18 protein-coding genes are annotated in these 17,661 nt (G+C 63.0%); 8 read left to right on the top strand and 10 right to left on the bottom strand.

Annotation, left to right across the window (positions count from 1 at the left end; translation table 11 throughout):
- Nucleotides 1-144: 144 nt before the first annotated feature.
- The 6 genes from EJE94_RS00625 (at nucleotide 145) to EJE94_RS00650 (ending at nucleotide 5,353) form a co-directional block, all read left to right on the top strand.
- Nucleotides 145-903, top strand: a complete 759-nt coding sequence (locus EJE94_RS00625; RefSeq protein ID WP_121239566.1) for an ABC transporter ATP-binding protein — start codon at nucleotides 145-147, stop codon at nucleotides 901-903.
- Nucleotides 900-1,892 carry an MlaD family protein gene (locus EJE94_RS00630; protein ID WP_121239567.1) on the top strand — a complete coding sequence of 331 codons (993 nt, stop codon included), beginning with the start codon at nucleotides 900-902 and terminating at the stop codon, nucleotides 1,890-1,892. The genes EJE94_RS00625 and EJE94_RS00630 overlap by 4 nt, the downstream gene beginning before the upstream one ends.
- Nucleotides 1,893-1,903: 11 nt before the next feature.
- Entirely contained in the window at nucleotides 1,904-2,746 is an 843-nt protein-coding gene (locus tag EJE94_RS00635; protein ID WP_121239568.1) for a fumarylacetoacetate hydrolase family protein, read from the top strand.
- Between the two features lie 3 nt (nucleotides 2,747-2,749).
- Complete coding sequence (locus tag EJE94_RS00640; RefSeq protein WP_124962371.1) at nucleotides 2,750-3,286, top strand: DOMON-like domain-containing protein; 537 nt, start codon at nucleotides 2,750-2,752, stop codon at nucleotides 3,284-3,286.
- Nucleotides 3,283-4,491: an exo-beta-N-acetylmuramidase NamZ family protein gene (locus EJE94_RS00645; protein WP_121239570.1), complete on the top strand. Its 1,209-nt coding sequence runs from the start codon at nucleotides 3,283-3,285 to the stop codon at nucleotides 4,489-4,491. The genes EJE94_RS00640 and EJE94_RS00645 overlap by 4 nt, the downstream gene beginning before the upstream one ends.
- A gap of 382 nt (nucleotides 4,492-4,873) precedes the next feature.
- Nucleotides 4,874-5,353, top strand: a complete 480-nt coding sequence (locus EJE94_RS00650; protein ID WP_121239571.1) for a bacteriohemerythrin — start codon at nucleotides 4,874-4,876, stop codon at nucleotides 5,351-5,353.
- Between the two features lie 93 nt (nucleotides 5,354-5,446).
- Here EJE94_RS00650 and EJE94_RS00655 read toward each other — a convergent pair whose 3' ends face one another.
- From EJE94_RS00655 to EJE94_RS00665, 3 genes are all read right to left on the bottom strand, one after another.
- A complete protein-coding gene (locus EJE94_RS00655; protein WP_121239572.1) occupies nucleotides 5,447-6,187 on the bottom strand; it encodes a class I SAM-dependent methyltransferase in 741 nt (246 codons plus the stop codon).
- A gap of 111 nt (nucleotides 6,188-6,298) precedes the next feature.
- On the bottom strand, nucleotides 6,299-7,708 hold the full coding sequence (gene pntB / locus EJE94_RS00660) for a Re/Si-specific NAD(P)(+) transhydrogenase subunit beta (RefSeq protein WP_121239573.1): 1,410 nt from the start codon (nucleotides 7,706-7,708) through the stop codon (nucleotides 6,299-6,301).
- A gap of 4 nt (nucleotides 7,709-7,712) precedes the next feature.
- Nucleotides 7,713-9,299, bottom strand: a complete 1,587-nt coding sequence (locus tag EJE94_RS00665) for a Re/Si-specific NAD(P)(+) transhydrogenase subunit alpha (protein ID WP_121239574.1) — start codon at nucleotides 9,297-9,299, stop codon at nucleotides 7,713-7,715.
- Nucleotides 9,300-9,403: 104 nt separating this feature from the next.
- Here EJE94_RS00665 and corA point away from each other — a divergent pair, with 104 nt between their 5' ends.
- Nucleotides 9,404-10,504 carry a magnesium/cobalt transporter CorA gene (corA, locus tag EJE94_RS00670; protein WP_121239575.1) on the top strand — a complete coding sequence of 367 codons (1,101 nt, stop codon included), beginning with the start codon at nucleotides 9,404-9,406 and terminating at the stop codon, nucleotides 10,502-10,504.
- A gap of 5 nt (nucleotides 10,505-10,509) precedes the next feature.
- Entirely contained in the window at nucleotides 10,510-10,923 is a 414-nt protein-coding gene (locus EJE94_RS00675) for a Rap1a/Tai family immunity protein (protein ID WP_121239576.1), read from the top strand.
- Between the two features lie 9 nt (nucleotides 10,924-10,932).
- Here the strand turns inward: EJE94_RS00675 and rfbC are convergent, their stop codons facing one another.
- The 7 genes from rfbC to EJE94_RS00710 all read right to left on the bottom strand — a co-directional run bounded on the left by rfbC (nucleotide 10,933) and on the right by EJE94_RS00710 (nucleotide 17,530).
- Nucleotides 10,933-11,478: a dTDP-4-dehydrorhamnose 3,5-epimerase gene (gene rfbC / locus EJE94_RS00680; RefSeq protein WP_121239577.1), complete on the bottom strand. Its 546-nt coding sequence runs from the start codon at nucleotides 11,476-11,478 to the stop codon at nucleotides 10,933-10,935.
- A gap of 7 nt (nucleotides 11,479-11,485) precedes the next feature.
- Complete coding sequence (gene rfbA / locus EJE94_RS00685) at nucleotides 11,486-12,370, bottom strand: glucose-1-phosphate thymidylyltransferase RfbA (RefSeq protein ID WP_121239578.1); 885 nt, start codon at nucleotides 12,368-12,370, stop codon at nucleotides 11,486-11,488.
- Nucleotides 12,367-13,260 (bottom strand): dTDP-4-dehydrorhamnose reductase, encoded by an 894-nt coding sequence (rfbD, locus tag EJE94_RS00690; protein WP_121239579.1) that lies wholly within the window; start codon nucleotides 13,258-13,260, stop codon nucleotides 12,367-12,369. The genes rfbA and rfbD overlap by 4 nt, the downstream gene beginning before the upstream one ends.
- Nucleotides 13,257-14,318 carry a dTDP-glucose 4,6-dehydratase gene (rfbB, locus tag EJE94_RS00695; RefSeq protein ID WP_121239580.1) on the bottom strand — a complete coding sequence of 354 codons (1,062 nt, stop codon included), beginning with the start codon at nucleotides 14,316-14,318 and terminating at the stop codon, nucleotides 13,257-13,259. Before rfbB ends, rfbD begins: the two co-directional genes overlap by 4 nt.
- 897 nt (nucleotides 14,319-15,215) lie before the next feature.
- The gene (locus EJE94_RS00700; RefSeq protein ID WP_124962372.1) at nucleotides 15,216-15,665 is read right to left on the bottom strand and encodes a class I SAM-dependent methyltransferase; all 450 of its coding nucleotides are present in this window, start codon (nucleotides 15,663-15,665) and stop codon (nucleotides 15,216-15,218) included.
- A 79-nt stretch (nucleotides 15,666-15,744) separates the two neighbouring features.
- Nucleotides 15,745-16,668 (bottom strand): hypothetical protein, encoded by a 924-nt coding sequence (locus tag EJE94_RS00705; protein ID WP_124962373.1) that lies wholly within the window; start codon nucleotides 16,666-16,668, stop codon nucleotides 15,745-15,747.
- A 277-nt stretch (nucleotides 16,669-16,945) separates the two neighbouring features.
- A complete protein-coding gene (locus tag EJE94_RS00710; protein ID WP_124962374.1) occupies nucleotides 16,946-17,530 on the bottom strand; it encodes a class I SAM-dependent methyltransferase in 585 nt (194 codons plus the stop codon).
- Nucleotides 17,531-17,661 lie beyond the last annotated feature (131 nt).

Here is a 17,661-nt window from a genome sequence, read left to right on the forward strand (position 1 = left end):
AAGTCAAGGAGGAGGGCCGAGCGCAGCCCGGCCCGGGGGACATGAGCAGCGTCGACTACCCCTCGCCCTTGGCGCATCCCGCCACCCAACCAACAAAGCGTTTCCTGCAACGAGCAAGGCGTACAGCGCCTTGGGACAACCAGGATGACGGACAACGGCGCCCCCCACATCGAGGTCCGCGAAGTCACGCTGGGCTACGGCGAGTACGTGGTGCAGCGCGGTGTCGACTTCGCCGTGAACAAGAGCGACATCTTCGTCGTCATGGGCGGCAACGGCTGCGGCAAGACCACGCTGATGCGCGCGCTGGTGGGCCTGCAGGCGCCGCTCGCGGGCGAGGTGCGCTTCGGCGGCGAGGACTTCTGGGGCGCGGCCGAAGAGGAGCGGCAGCAGCTCAAGCGGCGGATGGGCATCCTGTTCCAGGGTGGCGCGCTGTGGAGTTCGCTGACGCTGGCCGAGAATGTCGCCCTGCCCTTGCACGAGTACACCGCGCTCTCGGCGGCGCAGGTCGAGGAGATCGTCGCTTTCAAGCTGGCGCTGGTCGGGCTGGCCGGTTTCGACGACTTCTACCCCTCCGAGCTTTCCGGCGGCATGAAGAAGCGCGCCGGGCTGGCGCGGGCCATGGCGCTCGACCCCGACATCCTGGTGATCGACGAGCCCTCCTCGGGCCTCGACCCGCTGACGGCGCGACGCCTCGACGAGCTGATCGTCGAGCTGCGCGACAGCCTCGGCACCACGGTGGTGGTGGTGACGCACGATCTGGCCAGCATCCTGGCGATCGGCGACAATTCGGTCTATCTCGACGCCGACACCCACACCATGATTCCCACCGGACATCCGCAGGACGCGCTGAAGAACGGCGATCCGAAGGTTCGCCATTTCCTTACCCGGGGCAATTCGACGTGAGCCGGAAAGCCAGCCCGACGCTGATCGGCGCCTTCGTGCTCGGCGCCATCGTGCTGTCCGTCGCCACCACGCTGCTGCTCGCCGGCGGCGGCTGGTTCGGCGAGAAGCGCCAGCACACGCTCTACTTCGAGGGCGCGGCGCAGGGCCTGCAAGTCGGCGCGCCGGTGATGTTCCTCGGCGTCAAGGTCGGCACCGTCCAGCAGATCCAGCTCGGCCTCGACGCCCATGACAACCGCTTCGTCGTGCCCGTCACCATCGAGGTGCTGCCGAACGTGGTGCGAGCGCGCGGCGGCGAAGCGGTGGACCTGCGCGATCGCGCCGTCGTGCGCGGACTCGTCGAGCGCGGCCTGCGCGCGCGGCTGCGCATGCAGAGCCTGCTCACCGGCCAGCTTTACATCGACCTCGACTTCCTGCCGGACAAGCCGGCGCGCTTCGTCGCGCTCGATCCCGACGTCAGCGAGATCCCGACCGTGCGCACCGCCGTGCAGGAACTGCAGACGCGCCTCGAGTCCTTCCCGATGGAGAAGTTCCTCGCCGACGTCACGGCGATCAGCGGCGCCGTCAATGCCCTGATGTCGGCGCAGGGCACGCAGGAATTGCCGCAGCGGCTGCAGGCGACGCTGAAGCATCTCGAGTCCCTCGCCGCGCGACTCGACGCCCAGGGCGGGCCGGTGCTCGACGATGCGAAGAAGGCGCTGGTCGCGGCGCAGCGCGCGCTGGCCAGGCTCGAGGCCGCATCCGATCACGTCGCCACCCTCACCGCCACCGACTCCGACATGGTGAAGAACTTGACGCAGGCGGCCGACGAGCTGGCCAGGGCCGCGGCCGCCGTGCGCAGCCTGACCGCACAGGAATCGCCGACGGTGCAGGGCGCCAACGCGGCGCTGAAGGAAATCGCCCGAGCCGCCGACGCGCTGCGGCTGCTGGCGGAAACGCTGGAGCAGCAGCCCGACGCGGTCTGGCGCGGCAAACGCAAGAAAACCGACTAGGAGAGCAATCCGTGAAACTCGTCCGTTACGGCCCGCGCGGCCGCGAGAAACCCGGCCTCATCGACGCGCAGGGCCGGCTGCGCGACCTTTCCGCGCATTGCGCCACCCTCGGCTGGGACGAGCTGTCGCCGGCCGGCCTCAAGCGGCTGGCCGCGCTCGATCCGCGCACCTTGCCCGCCGTCCGCGGCGAGCCGCGCCTCGGCGTGCCCTTCACCGGCATCTCCAAGTTCATCGGCATCGGCCTCAACTACCGCGACCACGCGATCGAGGCCGGCATGGCGATCCCGAGCGAACCCATCGTCTTCATGAAGGCGACGAGCTGCATCAACGGCCCCTGCGACCCCATCCTGCTGCCGCCCGGTTCGGTCAAGACCGACTGGGAGGTCGAACTCGGCATCGTCATCGGCCGCGAGGCGCGGCGCGTCGCCGAAGCGAAGGCGCTCGACCACGTCGCCGGCTACTGCGTGATCAACGACGTCTCGGAGCGCGAATACCAGCTCGAGCGCGGCAGCCAGTGGGACAAGGGCAAGGGCTGCGACAGCTTCGGCCCCATCGGCCCCTGGCTCGTCACGAAGGACGAAGTGCCCGACCCGCAGAACCTCCGCCTCTGGCTGGAGCTGAACGGCGAGCGCGTGCAGGACGGCAGCACGGCGACGATGATCTTCGGCGTCCGCGAGATCGTCAGCTACCTCTCGCGCTTCATGACGCTCCATCCCGGCGACGTCATCGCCACCGGCACGCCGCCCGGCGTCGGCATGGGTCGCAAGCCGCAGCGATTTCTCGGCGCCGGCGACACGCTGCGCCTCGGCGTCGAGGGCCTCGGCGAGCAGCGCCAGACGGTGCGGGCTGCCTGAACCGTGGGGGTCACGCTCGCTCCGCATCCGGACAATCCGGCGGGCTTGCAGCACGAAGTCGATGCGACGCTGACGCGGCGGCCCGACGGCGTTCTCGCCGTCGCCTATTCGATTCGCGGCGACATGTCGGCGCTCCACGTGCCGACGCCGATGGCGCCCGCATCCGCCGACGCGCTGTGGCGCACGACCTGCTGCGAGCTGTTCGTCGCCGCCGGCGAGAAAGGCTACCGCGAATTCAACTTCTCGCCCTCCGGCCAGTGGGCGGTCTACGATTTCGCGGACTACCGCGAGCGCGCGCCAGTGCCCCCCGATTGCCCGGCACCGACGATCACGCGACGCATTGACGAGACCGCACTGAGAGTCGACGTCGAATTGCCCGCCGCCGCCCTGCCCGCCGGCGAGCTGCGCCTCGGCATTTCCGCCATACTCGAAACGCGTGACGGCGAGATCGGCTACTGGGCGCTCGCCCATGCGCCGGGCCGGCCCGATTTCCATTACGCCACCGCCTTCGCGCTCGCATTCGAAAAGGATCCTGCATGAAATTCGGTCTCGACCGATTCCTCGAAGACCCCGTCCTGCGCCGCCCGCTCGCAGGCCGCCGCGTCGCCCTGCTCGCTCACCCGGCCTCGACGACGCGCGATCTGGTCCATGCCCTCGACGCGATCGCAGCCCTGGCCGACATCAAGCTGACCGCGGCCTTCGGGCCGCAGCACGGTTTGCGCGGCGACAAGCAGGACAACATGATGGAATCGCCCGACACCTTCGATCCGGTCCACGGCATCCCGGTCTTCAGCCTCTACGGCGAGGTGCGGCGGCCGAACGACGCCATGATGGACACGTTCGACGTGCTGCTGGTCGACCTGCAGGACCTCGGCTGCCGCATCTACACCTTCGTCACCACGCTGCGCTACGTGCTCGAAGCCGCCGCGCACCACGGCAAGTCGGTGTGGGTCCTCGACCGCCCCAACCCGGCGGGCCGCCCCGTCGAAGGCCTGCGGCTGCGCGACGGCTGGGAGAGCTTCGTCGGCGCCGGGGCCATGCCCATGCGCCACGGCATGACGCTGGGCGAAATGGCGCGCTGGTTCGTCGCGACGCTCAAGCTCGACGTCGAGTTCGAAGTCGTCACCATGGAGGGCTGGCAGCCGGACGCCGCGCCCGGCCACGGCTGGCCGCTGCTCGAAAGAACCTGGATCAATCCGAGCCCCAATGCGCCCAACCTGTCGATGGCGCGCTGCTACGCCGGCACGGTGATGCTCGAGGGCACGACGCTGTCCGAGGGACGCGGCACGACGCGGCCGCTGGAACTCTTCGGCGCGCCCGACATCGATGCCGCCGCGCTACTCAAGGAAATGACGTCGCTCGCCCCGGACTGGCTCGCCGGCTGCCGGCTGCGCCCCTGCTGGTTCGAGCCGACCTTCCACAAGCACGCGGGCCAGCTCTGCCAGGGCCTGCAGATCCACGTCGAGGACCCGGCCCACTACGACCACGCCGCCTTCCGCCCCTGGCGGCTGATGGCGCTGGCCTTCAAGGCCCTGCGCCGCCTGCACCCCGACTACCCGCTGTGGCGCGACTTCCCCTACGAATACGAGCGCGACCGCCTCGCCATCGACCTCATCAACGGCAGCGAACTGTTGCGCTTGTGGGTCGATGACCCGGCCGCGACGCCGGCCGATCTCGATGCCCTGACGCGGCCCGACGAGGGCAGCTGGCGCGAGGAAATCTTTCCGTCGCTGCTCTATCGCTGACCGCGTCGCCATCCCGCCATCCGCTACGGCGAGGAGAGCATTTTTTGCTCGACCGCCTTGTAGCGCAGTTGCCTCATCAGAGCCGACTTTTCGTCTGGCGGCGCGCCATGCGCTTCCTGCCGAAAATCTAAGGTTGCGATCGCTTTGGCCGAAAACCCGACAAAAACAGTCGACCGCGGACGACCTCCCGCGGCCGGACCGCAATGTCATTCGTATAAATGCAATGTTTGATCTGGCGCAAAATAGGCGACCCGATTGCCTATAATATCCACGACGGCTGCACGGGAACATACCCGACCAGATACGACTTGGACCAAACCTTGTGCAGGACCTGGGTTGCAACCAAGGCCCCCGGCCCCCACTAAAGGAAGGAGAAATACAAATGGCTGAACCCACCGCAAGCAAGGCGCCCTACGTCGTCGAATGGCGCGACGGGTTCCTCATCGACATCGCCCAGGTCGACCGCGAGCACAAGCACCTCTTCACGCTCGTCAAGCGCCTGGAACTCGGCACGGTTCAGGCGACGATCGACGAGCTTCTCGACTACGTCGTGACACACTTCACCAACGAGCAGAAGCTCATGGAGGACAGCGGCTATCCGGCGTTCAACGAGCACCTGAGGCTGCATGAGGAATTCGCATCGGCGGTCGCGGATTTCCTCTCCAGCGGCGACGAGTGGAATGATGACCGCGTGCAGACATTGCGGCGCTTCCTCAACAAATGGCTCATCGGCCACATCATGACCCACGACCTGCGCTTCGGTAAATGGTACCGCGACCACCACGGCACCGACGCGCCCGAGGTCGTCGCCAAGCCCGCAAAGAAGGTCGGCTGGTTCGATCGCCTGCTCGGCCGGGGCTGATTCCAGCTTCCACATCGCGTTCGCCGGCTTCCCCGGACGAAAAAACGCCACGGCATGCCGTGGCGTTTGCATTTTCGGCCGCGCCCCGAGGCCCTAAGGCTTGCTGGCGGTGAACACCAGTCCGGCGAGCTTGCGGACGACGAAGCGCCGGAAGGCCACGGGGACGATCGCCACCAGGGATTTCCGGTGTTCGAGCCGCTTCCCCAGCCACTCCTCCTCGATATGCCCGATCGCGACGAAACGGCGGGCGAATGCGCCGTGGATGTCGTCGAGCGTCCGGTAATGGGTCCATTGGTCGAGCCATGAGCACATTTCCCTGCTCCAGTTCATGGGTGATCGCCCCTGCCTGAAATAGCCGAGGCCGAGGGCCGCGAGCGTCGCGGCGTAATGGACGCGGAAAGCGCTGCGCTTGGGAAACCAGTGCAGAAACGGAATGCCGACGTGCCCCTCCCGCCAGACGGACCGGTCCGGAAACAGGCTCAGCACCTGGGCGCCGGGCTTCATGACGCGATGGATTTCGGCAAGCACCCTGTCCAGGTCCGGCACGTGCTCCATGACCTGGTTGCTGACGACGAGATCGAACGTTCCATCGGGAAACGGGATGACATTGGTGTTCGCATCCATCGGGAATATGACCTGGCCCAGCAGTTCGCGGTCGACGGCCGACTCGTAGCTTCCACCGTCGTAGAAGACGTCGCAGCCGAAGGCGTCGATGCCCTGCTGGCGCAGGCCCTTGACGATCTGCCCGGCACCGCAGCCGTAATCGAGGACGGTCAGCTTGCGGCCGCCCTTCCGTTCAGCTATCCAGCGAACGCAGAATTCGTAGTTGTCCATTCGTCATTCCCGCTCGCCTCGCATCGCCCCGCCGCCGTATCGCCGGAGCCGACTTTTCCAAATGACAACGCCACGAAAGCCGTGGCGTTGTCCGTTCCCGGTTGGATGCGCTCAACCCTTGAGCGCGGCGAGCACCTCGTCGAGCATTTTCTTGGCGTCGCCGAACAGCATGCGGTTGTTGTCCTTGTAGAAGAGCGGGTTGTCGACGCCGGCGTAGCCCGAAGCCATGGAGCGCTTCATCACGATCGACGTCTTCGCCTTCCACACTTCCAGCACCGGCATGCCGGCTATGGGGCTGGTCGGATCTTCCTCGGCCGAGGGGTTCACGATGTCGTTGGCGCCGATGACCATGGAGACGTCGGTATCGGGGAAGTCGGCGTTGATCTCGTCCATCTCCATCACGATGTCGTAGGGCACCTTGGCCTCGGCCAGCAGCACGTTCATGTGGCCCGGCATGCGGCCGGCCACCGGGTGGATGCCGAAGCGGACGTTCACGCCCTTCTCGCGCAAATGTTTGGTGATTTCGTAGACCGTGTGCTGCGCCTGCGCCACCGCCATGCCGTAGCCGGGCACGATGATGACGTTCTTCGCGTCCCTGAGCAGTTCGGCGGTGTCGACGGCGGAGATCGCGGTGACCTCGCCGGCCGGCTGACCATCGGCCTTGGCCACCACCGTGCCGCCGCCGGTGCCGAAGCCGCCGGCGATGACGCTGATGAAGTTGCGGTTCATCGCGCGACACATGATGTAGGAAAGGATGGCGCCGCTCGATCCGACCAGCGCGCCGACGACGATCAGGAGGTCGTTGGAGAGCATGAAGCCGGTCGCCGCCGCCGCCCAGCCCGAGTAGCTGTTGAGCATCGACACCACCACCGGCATGTCGGCGCCGCCGATGGCCATCACCATGTGGATGCCGAAGAGCAGGCCGATGGCGGTCATCACGATCAGCGCGGTGGCGCCGTCGGCCGGGGTGTGCGCCTGGAGGAAGGCATAGCCGTAGTAGATGACGACCAGCGCGCCGATGCCGTTGAGCGCATGGCGTGCCGGCAGCAGCATGGGCTTGCCGGAGATCTTGCCCGAGAGCTTGCCGAAGGCGATGATCGAGCCGGAGAAGGTGACGGCGCCGATGTAGATGCCGACGTAGATCTCGAGTTCGTGGATGGCCTTCTCGGCGCCGCTGAACACGATCGAGGTATCGACGTAGCTGGCATAGCCGACGAGGCAGGCGGCGAGGCCGACGAGGCTGTGCATCAGCGCGACCAGTTCGGGCATCTGCGTCATCTGCACCTTCTTCGCGGCGACGAGGCCGATGCTGCCGCCGACGACCATGGCTCCGACGATCCAGGGGATGCCGGCCAGGGTCACGCGCGGGCCGAACACCGTGGCGAGCACCGCGATGGTCATGCCGACGATGCCGTAGAGGTTGCCGCGCCGCGCGGTCTCGGGGTTGGAGAGGCCGCCGAGGCTGAGGATGAAGAGGATGGTGGCGCCGATGTAGGCGACGGCCGAAAGACCCGTGCTCATTTGCTTACTTTCTGAACATCGCCAGCATGCGGCGCGTGACGGCGAAACCGCCGAACATGTTGATCGCGGTCAGCGCCAGCGCGAGTACGGCCAGGCCGAGGATCAGCCCCGAGGGGCGGCCTTCGGTCAGTCCGGACAGCGGCGGCGCGATCTGCACCAGCGCGCCGATGGCGATGATGCTGGAGATGGCGTTGGTCACGCTCATCAGCGGCGTGTGCAGCGACGGCGTGACGTTCCAGATCACCATGTAGCCGACGAAGCAGGCCAGCACGAAGACCGTGAAGTGCGAGAGGAAGGAAGCGGGGGCGAAGGCGCCGACCACCCAGAACAGTGCGGCGCCGATGCCGAAGATCATCGCCAGCGAGCTGCCGGCCATCGGTTCGCCGGCGCCGTGGCCGTGACCAGACTTCTTCGCGGCGACGGGAGCGGGCTTGACCTGCGCGGGCGCGGCGGCCGGCTTGAGCGGCGGGGGCGGCCATGTGACTTCGCCCTGCTTGATGACGGTCAGGCCGCGGATGGCGTCGTCTTCCATGTTGACGTCGATGATGCCGTCCTTGGTCTTGCACAGTTCTTCGGTCAGGCGGAACAGGTTGGTGGCGTACAGCGTAGAAGACTGCTTGGCCAGACGGCTGACCAGGTCGGTGTAGCCGATGATGGTGACGCCGTGCTTCACCACCGCCTGGCCGGGCTCGGTCAGTTCGCAGTTGCCGCCCTGCTCGGCCGCCATGTCAACGATGACGCTGCCGGGGCGCATGCTCTTCACCATCTCGGCGGTGATCAGCTCGGGCGCGGGCTTGCCGGGGATCAGCGCCGTGGTGATGATGATGTCCACTTCCCTGGCCTGCTTGGCATACATCTCGCGCTGGGCCTGCTGGAAGCCCTCGGACATCACCTTGGCGTAGCCGCCGCCGCCGGAGCCTTCTTCCTCGTAGTCGACCTTGACGAACTCGCCGCCGAGCGACACGACCTGATCGGCCACTTCGGCACGGGTGTCGTTGGCGCGCACGATGGCGCCCAGGCCGGCGGCGGTGCCGATCGCGGCCAGACCGGCCACGCCGGCACCGGCAATGAAGACCTTGGCCGGGGGCACCTTGCCGGCGGCCGTGATCTGGCCGTTGAAGAAGCGGCCGAAGGCGTTGGCGGCCTCGATCACGGCGCGGTAGCCGGCGACGCCGGCCTGGGAGGTCAATGCGTCCATCTTCTGGGCGCGGCTCAGCATGCGCGGCAGCGCGTCGATGGCCAGCACCGTCACCTTGCGGGCGGCCATCTGCTGCATGAGTTCGGGGTTCTGCGCCGGCCAGATGAAGCCGATCAGCGTGGCGCCCTCCTTCATCAGCCCGACTTCGGTCGCGCTCGGGGCGCGCACCTTGAAGACGATGTCCGAATTGGCCCAAAGGCCGGCGGCATCGGCGACGATCTCGGCGCCGGCGGCACGGTAGGTGTCGTCGGCAAAATTGGCGGCATCGCCGGCACCGCTCTCGACGCTGACGGCGAAGCCGAGCTTGATCAGTTTCTCGACGACCTCGGGAACGGTCGCGACGCGCTTCTCGCCGGCGAAGGTCTCCCGTGGCACTCCGATCGTCAGTGGCATGTTCGCTCTCTCTGTACGCTTTGTTTGGCGCGGGTCCGCGCTGTATCATGGGCCCGCCCCGCAAGGTGCGGGAAAGACGGGAATCATACTGAAATCGCCCGACCATGGCCAGCAAGAACGCCTCCAAAAGCAAGCGTGCCAAGCCCCCGCGGCCGCGGCGCTCCGGCAAGACCGGGCTGCCGGCCGGCAGCCTCGTCTATCTGGGCGAACGCAAGACCGAGCATGCAGCGATCACGCTGATCGAGTACAGCCCGGACGAGCTGAAGGAAACCCGTTTCGAATCCCTGGCCGACTGCCACAGCTGCGCACCGCTGCTGCCCAAGGTCTGGCTCAACGTCCATGGCCTGCATGAACCCGAGGTGATGGCCGAGATCGGCCGCCGCTTCAAGCTCCACCCGCTGGTGCTCGAGGACATCCTCAACACCGACCAGCGCCCCAAGGTCGACGATTACGGCGACTACCTGTTCCTGGTCGCCCGCTTCTTCGACCACGACGAGGCGAACCTGACCGTCACTTCCGAGCAGGTCAGCTTCGTCATCGGCCATGATTTCGTGCTGACTTTCCAGGAGCGGCCGACCGGCCGCTTCGATCCCGTGCGCGAGTGGCTGCGTGCCGACAAGGGTCGCATCCGCAGCCTCGGCTGCGACTACCTCGCCTATGCCCTGCTCGACCTGGTGGTCGACCGCTACTTCACGGTGCTCGAACAGGTCGGCGAGCGCAGCGAGGATCTGGAAGACGCCCTGATGGCGAAGCCCGATGCGGCGCTGCTGCAGACCCTGCACCAGTTGAAGCGCGAGACGCTGACCCTGCGCCGCGCCATCTGGCCGCTGCGCGAGGTCATCAACACCCTGGTGCGCAACGAGGGGCGCTTCTTCGCGCCGGAGACCCAGCTCTACCTGCGCGACATCTACGACCACACGGTGCACCTGATCGAATCGCTCGAGGCGATCCGCGACCTCATCGCCGGCATGCTCGACATCTACCTCTCGAGCATCAGCAACCGCGTCAATCAGGAAGTGCGCACGCTGACCGTGTTTGCCATCATCTTCATGCCGGCGACGCTGATCTCCGGCATCTTCGGCATGAACTTCAAGGCCATGCCACTGCTCGACGCCGGCAACGGCTTCCTCATCGCGATCGGCCTGATGATCGGCGTGGCGAGTACCCTCGGGCTGATCTTCTGGCGCCGGCGCTGGATTGGGTAAATGCCATGAAGAACCTGATCCTCGCAATCGCCGCGGCCGTAGTGCCGAGCCTCGGCTTCGCTGCGGCGACGCCCTACGACGGCGTCCGCCTGCTCAACGACTGCAAGGCCGCGGTGCGGATTCTCGACCAGGGCAAGACCACCAGCAAGGCCGATGAAGCCGTCGCCGCCACGCAATGCAGTTATTTCTCCTGGGGCGTCTACCTGGCGCAGCGCGGCGCCGTGACCAAGACCGGGCAGCGCCTCTTCTGCGCCCCCGGCAATGCCACGCAGGAGCAGGTCGTCCGCGTCATCGAGAAATGGCTGACCGAGCATCCGGAGCAACTGCACCTTGCCGCCGAGCGCCTGATTCCGACGGCGCTGCGCGACGCCTTCCCCTGCCCGCCGACTACCCGGCGCAAGGATGAACAGGCGACCTGAAGAGCAGCCCTAGCCGGCCGTCGCCGCGGCGAAGCTCGCACCGGACGCATCCTTCGCAGAAAGTTTGGGCATCATCCCGTGCAGAGGCCAGGCGATGGCAAGGTCGGCATCGTCCCATCGGATGCATCGCTCGTGTTCCGGATACCAGTAGTCCGTGGTCTTGTAGAGGAACTCCGCCGACTCGCTGAGCACCAGGAAGCCGTGCGCCAGGCCCGGCGGAATCCAGAGTTGCCGCTTGTTCTCCGCCGACAGTTGCTCGCCGACCCACTGGCCGAAGGTCGGCGAGCCGCGACGGATGTCGACAATGACGTCGAACACCGCGCCGGCCGTCACGCGGACCAGCTTGCCCTGCGGCCTGGGGTCCTGGTAATGCAGGCCGCGCAGCACGCCCCGCGCCGACTTCGAATGGTTGTCCTGGACGAAGCTGACCGCATGACCGACGGCCTCATCGAAACGCCGCTGGTTGAAACTCTCGAAGAAGAAACCGCGTTCGTCGCCGAAAACCGTGGGCTCGATGAGCAGGACATCGGCGATGGTGGTAGGGGTGGCCTTCATCGAAGTCTCACCACACAGCGTCCTTCAGCAGCCCCAGCAGATACTGGCCATAGCCGGTCTTGACCAAGGGCCGGGCGAGCGCCTGCACCGCCTCCGCATCGATCCAGCCTGCGCGCCAGGCAATCTCCTCGGGACAGGCGATCTTCAATCCCTGGCGCTTCTCGATCGTGGCGATGTACTGGCTGGCATCCATCATCGATTCATGGGTGCCGGTATCCAGCCAGGCGTAGCCGCGGCCCAGGATCTCCACCGCGAGGTCGCCGCGCGCCAGGTAGGCCCGATTGACGTCGGTGATCTCGAGTTCGCCGCGCGCGGACGGCCGAATGGAACGAGCGATGTCGACGACGTCGTTATCGTAAAAGTAGAGACCGGTCACAGCATAGCGCGACTTCGGCTCGGCCGGCTTCTCCTCGATGGAAATGGCCCGCCTGCCGGCGTCGAATTCGACCACGCCATAGCGCTCCGGGTCGTGCACCGGATAGGCGAACACCGTCGCGCCCCGGCCACGACCGTCCGCCCGCTGCAGTTGCTCTACCAGGTTGTGGCCGTAGAAGATGTTGTCGCCCAGGATCAGCGCCGACGGATCATTGCCGACGAAGCCGGCGCCGATGATGAACGCCTGCGCCAGTCCCTCCGGCGATGGCTGCACGGCATAGGAGAGGTTCATGCCCCAGGCGGAGCCGTCCCCCAGCAGTTGTTCGAAGCGCGGCGTGTCCTGCGGCGTGGAAATCACCAGGATGTCGCGAATGCCCGCCAGCATCAGCGTGCTGAGCGGATAGTAGATCATCGGCTTGTCGTAGATCGGCAGCAGTTGCTTCGACACCGACAGCGTAGCCGGATAGAGGCGGGTGCCGGAGCCGCCGGCGAGGATGATGCCCTTGCGTGTGGTCATGGCGTGGTCAGCTCCAGGAGGGTGCGGCGGACGTGCCATTGCCAGGGCGGCAGCGACAGGCCGAGGGCCGCTTCCAGCTTGCCGCAGTCGAGGCGGGAATTCTTCGGGCGCACGGCCGGCAGGGGATAGTCCTCGGTGGCGATCGGCTCGACCCGTTCCGGCGTGGTCGCCAGCGCAAGGCCGGCCTGCGCAGCCTGCTTGACGATGAACCGGGCATAACCGTGCCACGACGTCGCACCGCCGGCGGTGCAATGGTAGACCCCGCTGGCGATCCGCCCGGCGAGCAGGTCGCGCAGCGCGTGCGCCGTCACGTCGGCAAGCAGTTCGGCCGAGGTCGGCGCGCCGACCTGGTCGTCGACGATGCGCAGGCTGTCGCGCTCGCGCGCCAGGCGCAGGATGGACTTGAGGAAGTTGTCGCCGCGCGCCGCGAACACCCACGAAGTGCGCAGTATCAGGTGCTCGGCGCCCGAGGCGGCGACGGCCTTGTCCCCCGCCAGCTTGCTGCGGCCGTAGGCGGATTGGGGGTTCGGCGCGTCGCCCTCGACGTAAGGGGCCTCCTTCGTTCCGTCGTAGCAGTAGTCGGAAGAGAAAAGGACCAAAGGGATGCCCGCGGCCTTCGCTTCCAGCGCCATGGCGGCCGGCGCGACCGCGTTGATCGATTGCGCCAGGGCGCGTTCACTTTCCGCCCGGTCGACGGCAGTATAGGCAGCGGCATTGACGATGGCGTCGGGCCGGGCGAAGCAAATCGCCGCGCGCACTGCGGCCGAATCGGCGAGATCGACATCGCGGCGCGTCAGTGGCAGCACGCTGCCGAGCACCGACAGGCTGCGCTTCAGCTCCCAGCCGACCTGTCCCTCGGCGCCGAACAGCAGGATGGACCTGTCGCTCATGCACGCCCCCCGTAATTGCTCTCGATCCAGTCGCGATAAGCGCCGCTGGTCACGTTGGCGGCCCAGGCCTGGTTGTCGAGGTACCACTGCACCGTCTTGCGGATGCCGGTTTCGAAAGTCTCGGCGGGCCGCCAGCCGAGTTCCCTTTCGATCTTGCGTGCGTCGATCGCGTAGCGCCTGTCGTGGCCGGGACGATCGGCGACATGGGTGACCAGCCGCGCGTGCGGGCCGGCGGCATCGGGGCGAAGCTCGTCGAGCAGGCCGCACACCGTCTGCACGATCTCGATATTGGGCTTCTCGCAGCTGCCACCGACATTGTAGGTGTCGCCCGGGCGCCCGGCTTCGAGCACGCGGCGGATCGCACCGCAATGATCGCCGACGTAGAGCCAGTCGCGGACCTGTCGGCCGTCGCCGTAGACGGGCAACGACTTTCCCTGCAGGGCATTCTGGATCACCAGCGGTATCAGCTTCTCCGGAAACTGATAGGGCCCGTAGTTGTTCGAGCAGTTGCAGGTCAGCACCGGCAATCCATACGTGTGGTGCCAGGCGCGCACCAAATGATCCGAGGCGGCCTTGCTGGCCGAATAGGGGCTGTTGGGCTCGTAGCGGCTGTTCTCGGTGAAGGCCAGATCGGCAGGCCCCAGCGATCCATACACCTCGTCCGTCGACACATGGAGGAAACGGAAGGCAGACCGCTCCGCGTCGGGGAGATCGCTCCAGTACGATCGAACCGCCTCGAGCAACTGAAAGGTGCCGACGACATTGGTCTGCATGAACTCGCCGGGGCCATGGATCGAGCGGTCGACATGCGACTCGGCTGCGAAATTGATGATCGCGCGCGGCTTGTGCCGCGCCAGCAGTTCCGCCAGCAAGGCAGAATCCCCGATATCCCCGCGCACGAAGACATGGCGCGAGTCAGAGGCGATCGATGCGAGGCTTTCCAGATTCCCGGCGTAGGTCAGCTTGTCGAGATTTACGACGGGCTCGCCGATGTCGTGCAGCCAGTCAAGGACAAAATTCGCGCCGATGAAGCCGGCGCCGCCGGTCACCAGGATCATAGGCGCACCATCCTGCGAGAAATGAAGTTGTACAAAAAGAATAGCGCCACGCTGGTGTGGCAACGTGAATGGGCGGGATTAACCCTTCGGGGAGCCAACGTCTCGACGCGGACCTAGTCGACGCTCGCCGGACTACGACCGTGGTCCAGCCGCGTCGGCGCCAGCGGCTGGCCGGATGCCTGAGCATCGGCCAGCAAGAGCTTCACCCTGTCTTCCGACTGTGGCTGGCTGTGGTGTTGGGCGATGGTTGGCAGATAGCCGGTAGCAGATTGCAGAACATTCCCTGCTGAAACACATGCCCCTTGTGCTGCATCTGCATCTGAGGACCTCTCTTCGCTTCTCAACGTAATTTAGACTCCCTAGCACATGGCCCCACAGGGAATTAACGAGTCCTTGATGTGTAATTGGTCCTTAAAGACAGCAGCGACTTACAATTGTTTATTTCAAGTGACGGTCAGCGGCTCCTTTGGGCGGTGATTTTAACCATCCACGTTTGAAGCAACTCTGGAGTGAGAGTTGGATCCGCTTGGAGCACTTCGGGAGGCGGAATGACATCAGTCCTAGACCGATTTTCTGTTCTGATAACGAATCCTGCCTCGACGAACAATTGCCGCAGTTGAAATGGCGTTATTTTGTTCAAAGATCCGCCGATATTCATGCTCTTGGGAAAAATTCGGCGAAAGTCCTTTTGGAATCGAATATGCGCCCACGGCTGCGAACGCAAATAATAAGGGCAGGCAGCACAGTTTGAGGGATCGCATTGGCTGTCATTGTCCGAAGTCCATTGAAAAGGCCTAGCGCGCCGTAGCTCATCTCTGTGTTGTTTTGAAGCTTCGCACTTCGTAGGAAGGGTCCAACACGCCGAAGATAAGATCTCAATCCTATCTTGATGAGTTTTTACAAATCCGTGATCATGAGAACCGCTTGGATGGTAATAATTATCATGGCTACAAAAAAATAGCCATTTGGTTTCAGCAACCCGAATACATTTTGGAACGCTGACGGCAGGTCCTGCAGGTGTTCCGTAACGGTATTTGCGAATATCAGATCGGCCTTAGCTGTCGCCACGGAAGAAAATTCACGAATACTTATATTTTGCGCAACTACATTCAATTGTGTGAGTTGATCGACATACTCATCATCAAATTTAACCCAACTGTCGATAGCATAGACCTTCGAAGCGCCCAGCCGCGAAAACGCGACTGCAAATGCTGCATCGCCACATTCCCAATCTAATACAACCTTTCCCTCAATTGCATCCCTAGAGAGAAGTCCCTGCCTAAGGAGTCGTTGCAACTGTTTCTCACGATCAGATATTCGCGCCTCGCTCACAGTAGCAACTTTCATCGCGCGACCTTTCTTTGTTCCTTAAAATCCATCAGAAAGACTGGATCATTAAACCTACTTAAGTTTCTGACCAAGGGCTTCATTTAACCTTCATTTTGTTCATATAAAATTGAATTTCCGACGAAATCTCATTTATTAACTCAATCTTCTCGAGAATTATTTCATCAAGTTTTCTCCATGACGTATATTCTCCGAAGGTTCCGGCGTATAAAAAAGAGCGAAGCTTTTGCAAATCTAACGGTGACGAAGCTAATTCGACAATTTCAGGCTTAGGTGCCATCAATGCTTGATGGGCATCCATAGATAAGAAGTGCGCCCTGGCCTTTTCATATAATTCAATATCCCACTGGAGGGTTGCCTTTGACAAATCAATTTCTAGGTCGTCCTTTGGCGCGACATTGGAATTGATTGGATCTGGGCAGATTTCAAGCACATTGAAAATGGCTTGAGATGTTTCTTCAAAATTTGATGTGAAATAGCAATAATTAAATGCTTTGAGGATGCGTAACGCCCTATCAGCGGGCGTGCCGCTACCGGACAACGAAGGAAATCGATTTATCAAATACCAGCACATCGGGTTGCGGGTCGAGCTAATAAATTGCTCGATATCCAAAGGGCTATTGCCTTGCTTGGCTCTTAGGCGAATTTGATACTTAATATCGCTAATAAATCGCTCGGTCGGTTCTCGTAACCCTGTAATTGCCCGAATGTTTGGACCAAGAAGTTTTAGCATTTCCTCATGTATCGTATGACCGAACACAAACCTAAGCCGACCTGGCTTGCGAATCTGAGTTATTTCATCCCGGCCCTCATGGTAATTCCTAATAAGGCTCGTAGTTTGATAGATCTGATCTGGTGGAAGCTTTTGCGCGACGCGATCAAGTAACGTGGTTCCTGCGCATTTTGGAATATGTAGGCCGATTATCTTAACGTTACTTGTCATAATGTGCCCCTGAGACTTTTCGAAAGCGCCCATTTCAAGACGCAACTTGAATTCGATCAAATATCGGATTCGGGTCCTGCGACAGGTTCTCCGTTAGGTAAAACTATCGGTTCAATAGTCCGGTTGTGTCAAGCTTTCCCCTTCCAAGTTCATTCCTTAACTGCAAGGAATCGTATGCATGCACTTAATTGCAGTAGTACGCCCGCCATATGACGAGTATCGCGCTGGTGAATTCTTAAATGTGCTTCCATATCTGACGGAAGAGCCAGAATACCTGCGTCCTCGTCACTTAGTTGATGTCCTGTATAGAGGTGAAGATATCGCAATGCCATTGTGATTACATCTGGCCCTGGATATAAAGCGAGTAATCGGAATCCGTGTTTTTTAGAATCACATATAAGCCATAAGGTGAGTATCCAAACGTTGACCACGGATGATACGGTTCCAAGAAACTCACACTACCGGCAAATACTCCCGTTGTATGTTTTAGGACGCGGGAGATTTCTGAGAGAGCCATATCTGGCTCCGGGACATGCTCCAATGCTTGCCATGACCATATTGCGTCGAAGGAACATTCCTCGAATGGAATTCGCTTGCCATCGTAAAAAGAGATTTGCTTGCTTTGCGAAACACCTATCATCCCTGGCGCGTTTGAAGATCCATATTCGAGCCCCGTCCACGTGAAGCCTGACCTCTCCAAGAGCTCTCTGTGCGGACCGCGGCCGCAGCCGAAATCTAACAAGTTCGTGCCACTCGCAAGTTTGGCCATCCGTGTTGCGAGATCGGCGGGCGTGCGAACGGACGTCGATAGCTCCACGCCGTTGAGTATCTCGCCTATAGAATCTCGAAGCGCCTTTGGCTCTTCATCCTCAGCTAACCGATCGATCTCATTCCAAATTTCTTTAATGCGTGACTTGATCATTTCTGCCCCACTAAACGTTCAGTATTGAAGGCCTTAGCTCTCAATTGCGATTGAGGTTTCGCGCTGTTATCGGATGACCGAGGTGGCCAATCGTGCTTGCCATATTCTCTGGCGCACAAAGGCACGAAGTT

It is taken from the genome of Sulfurisoma sediminicola, assembly GCF_003865015.1.
In the GTDB taxonomy this organism is placed as follows: domain Bacteria; phylum Pseudomonadota; class Gammaproteobacteria; order Burkholderiales; family Rhodocyclaceae; genus Sulfurisoma; species Sulfurisoma sediminicola.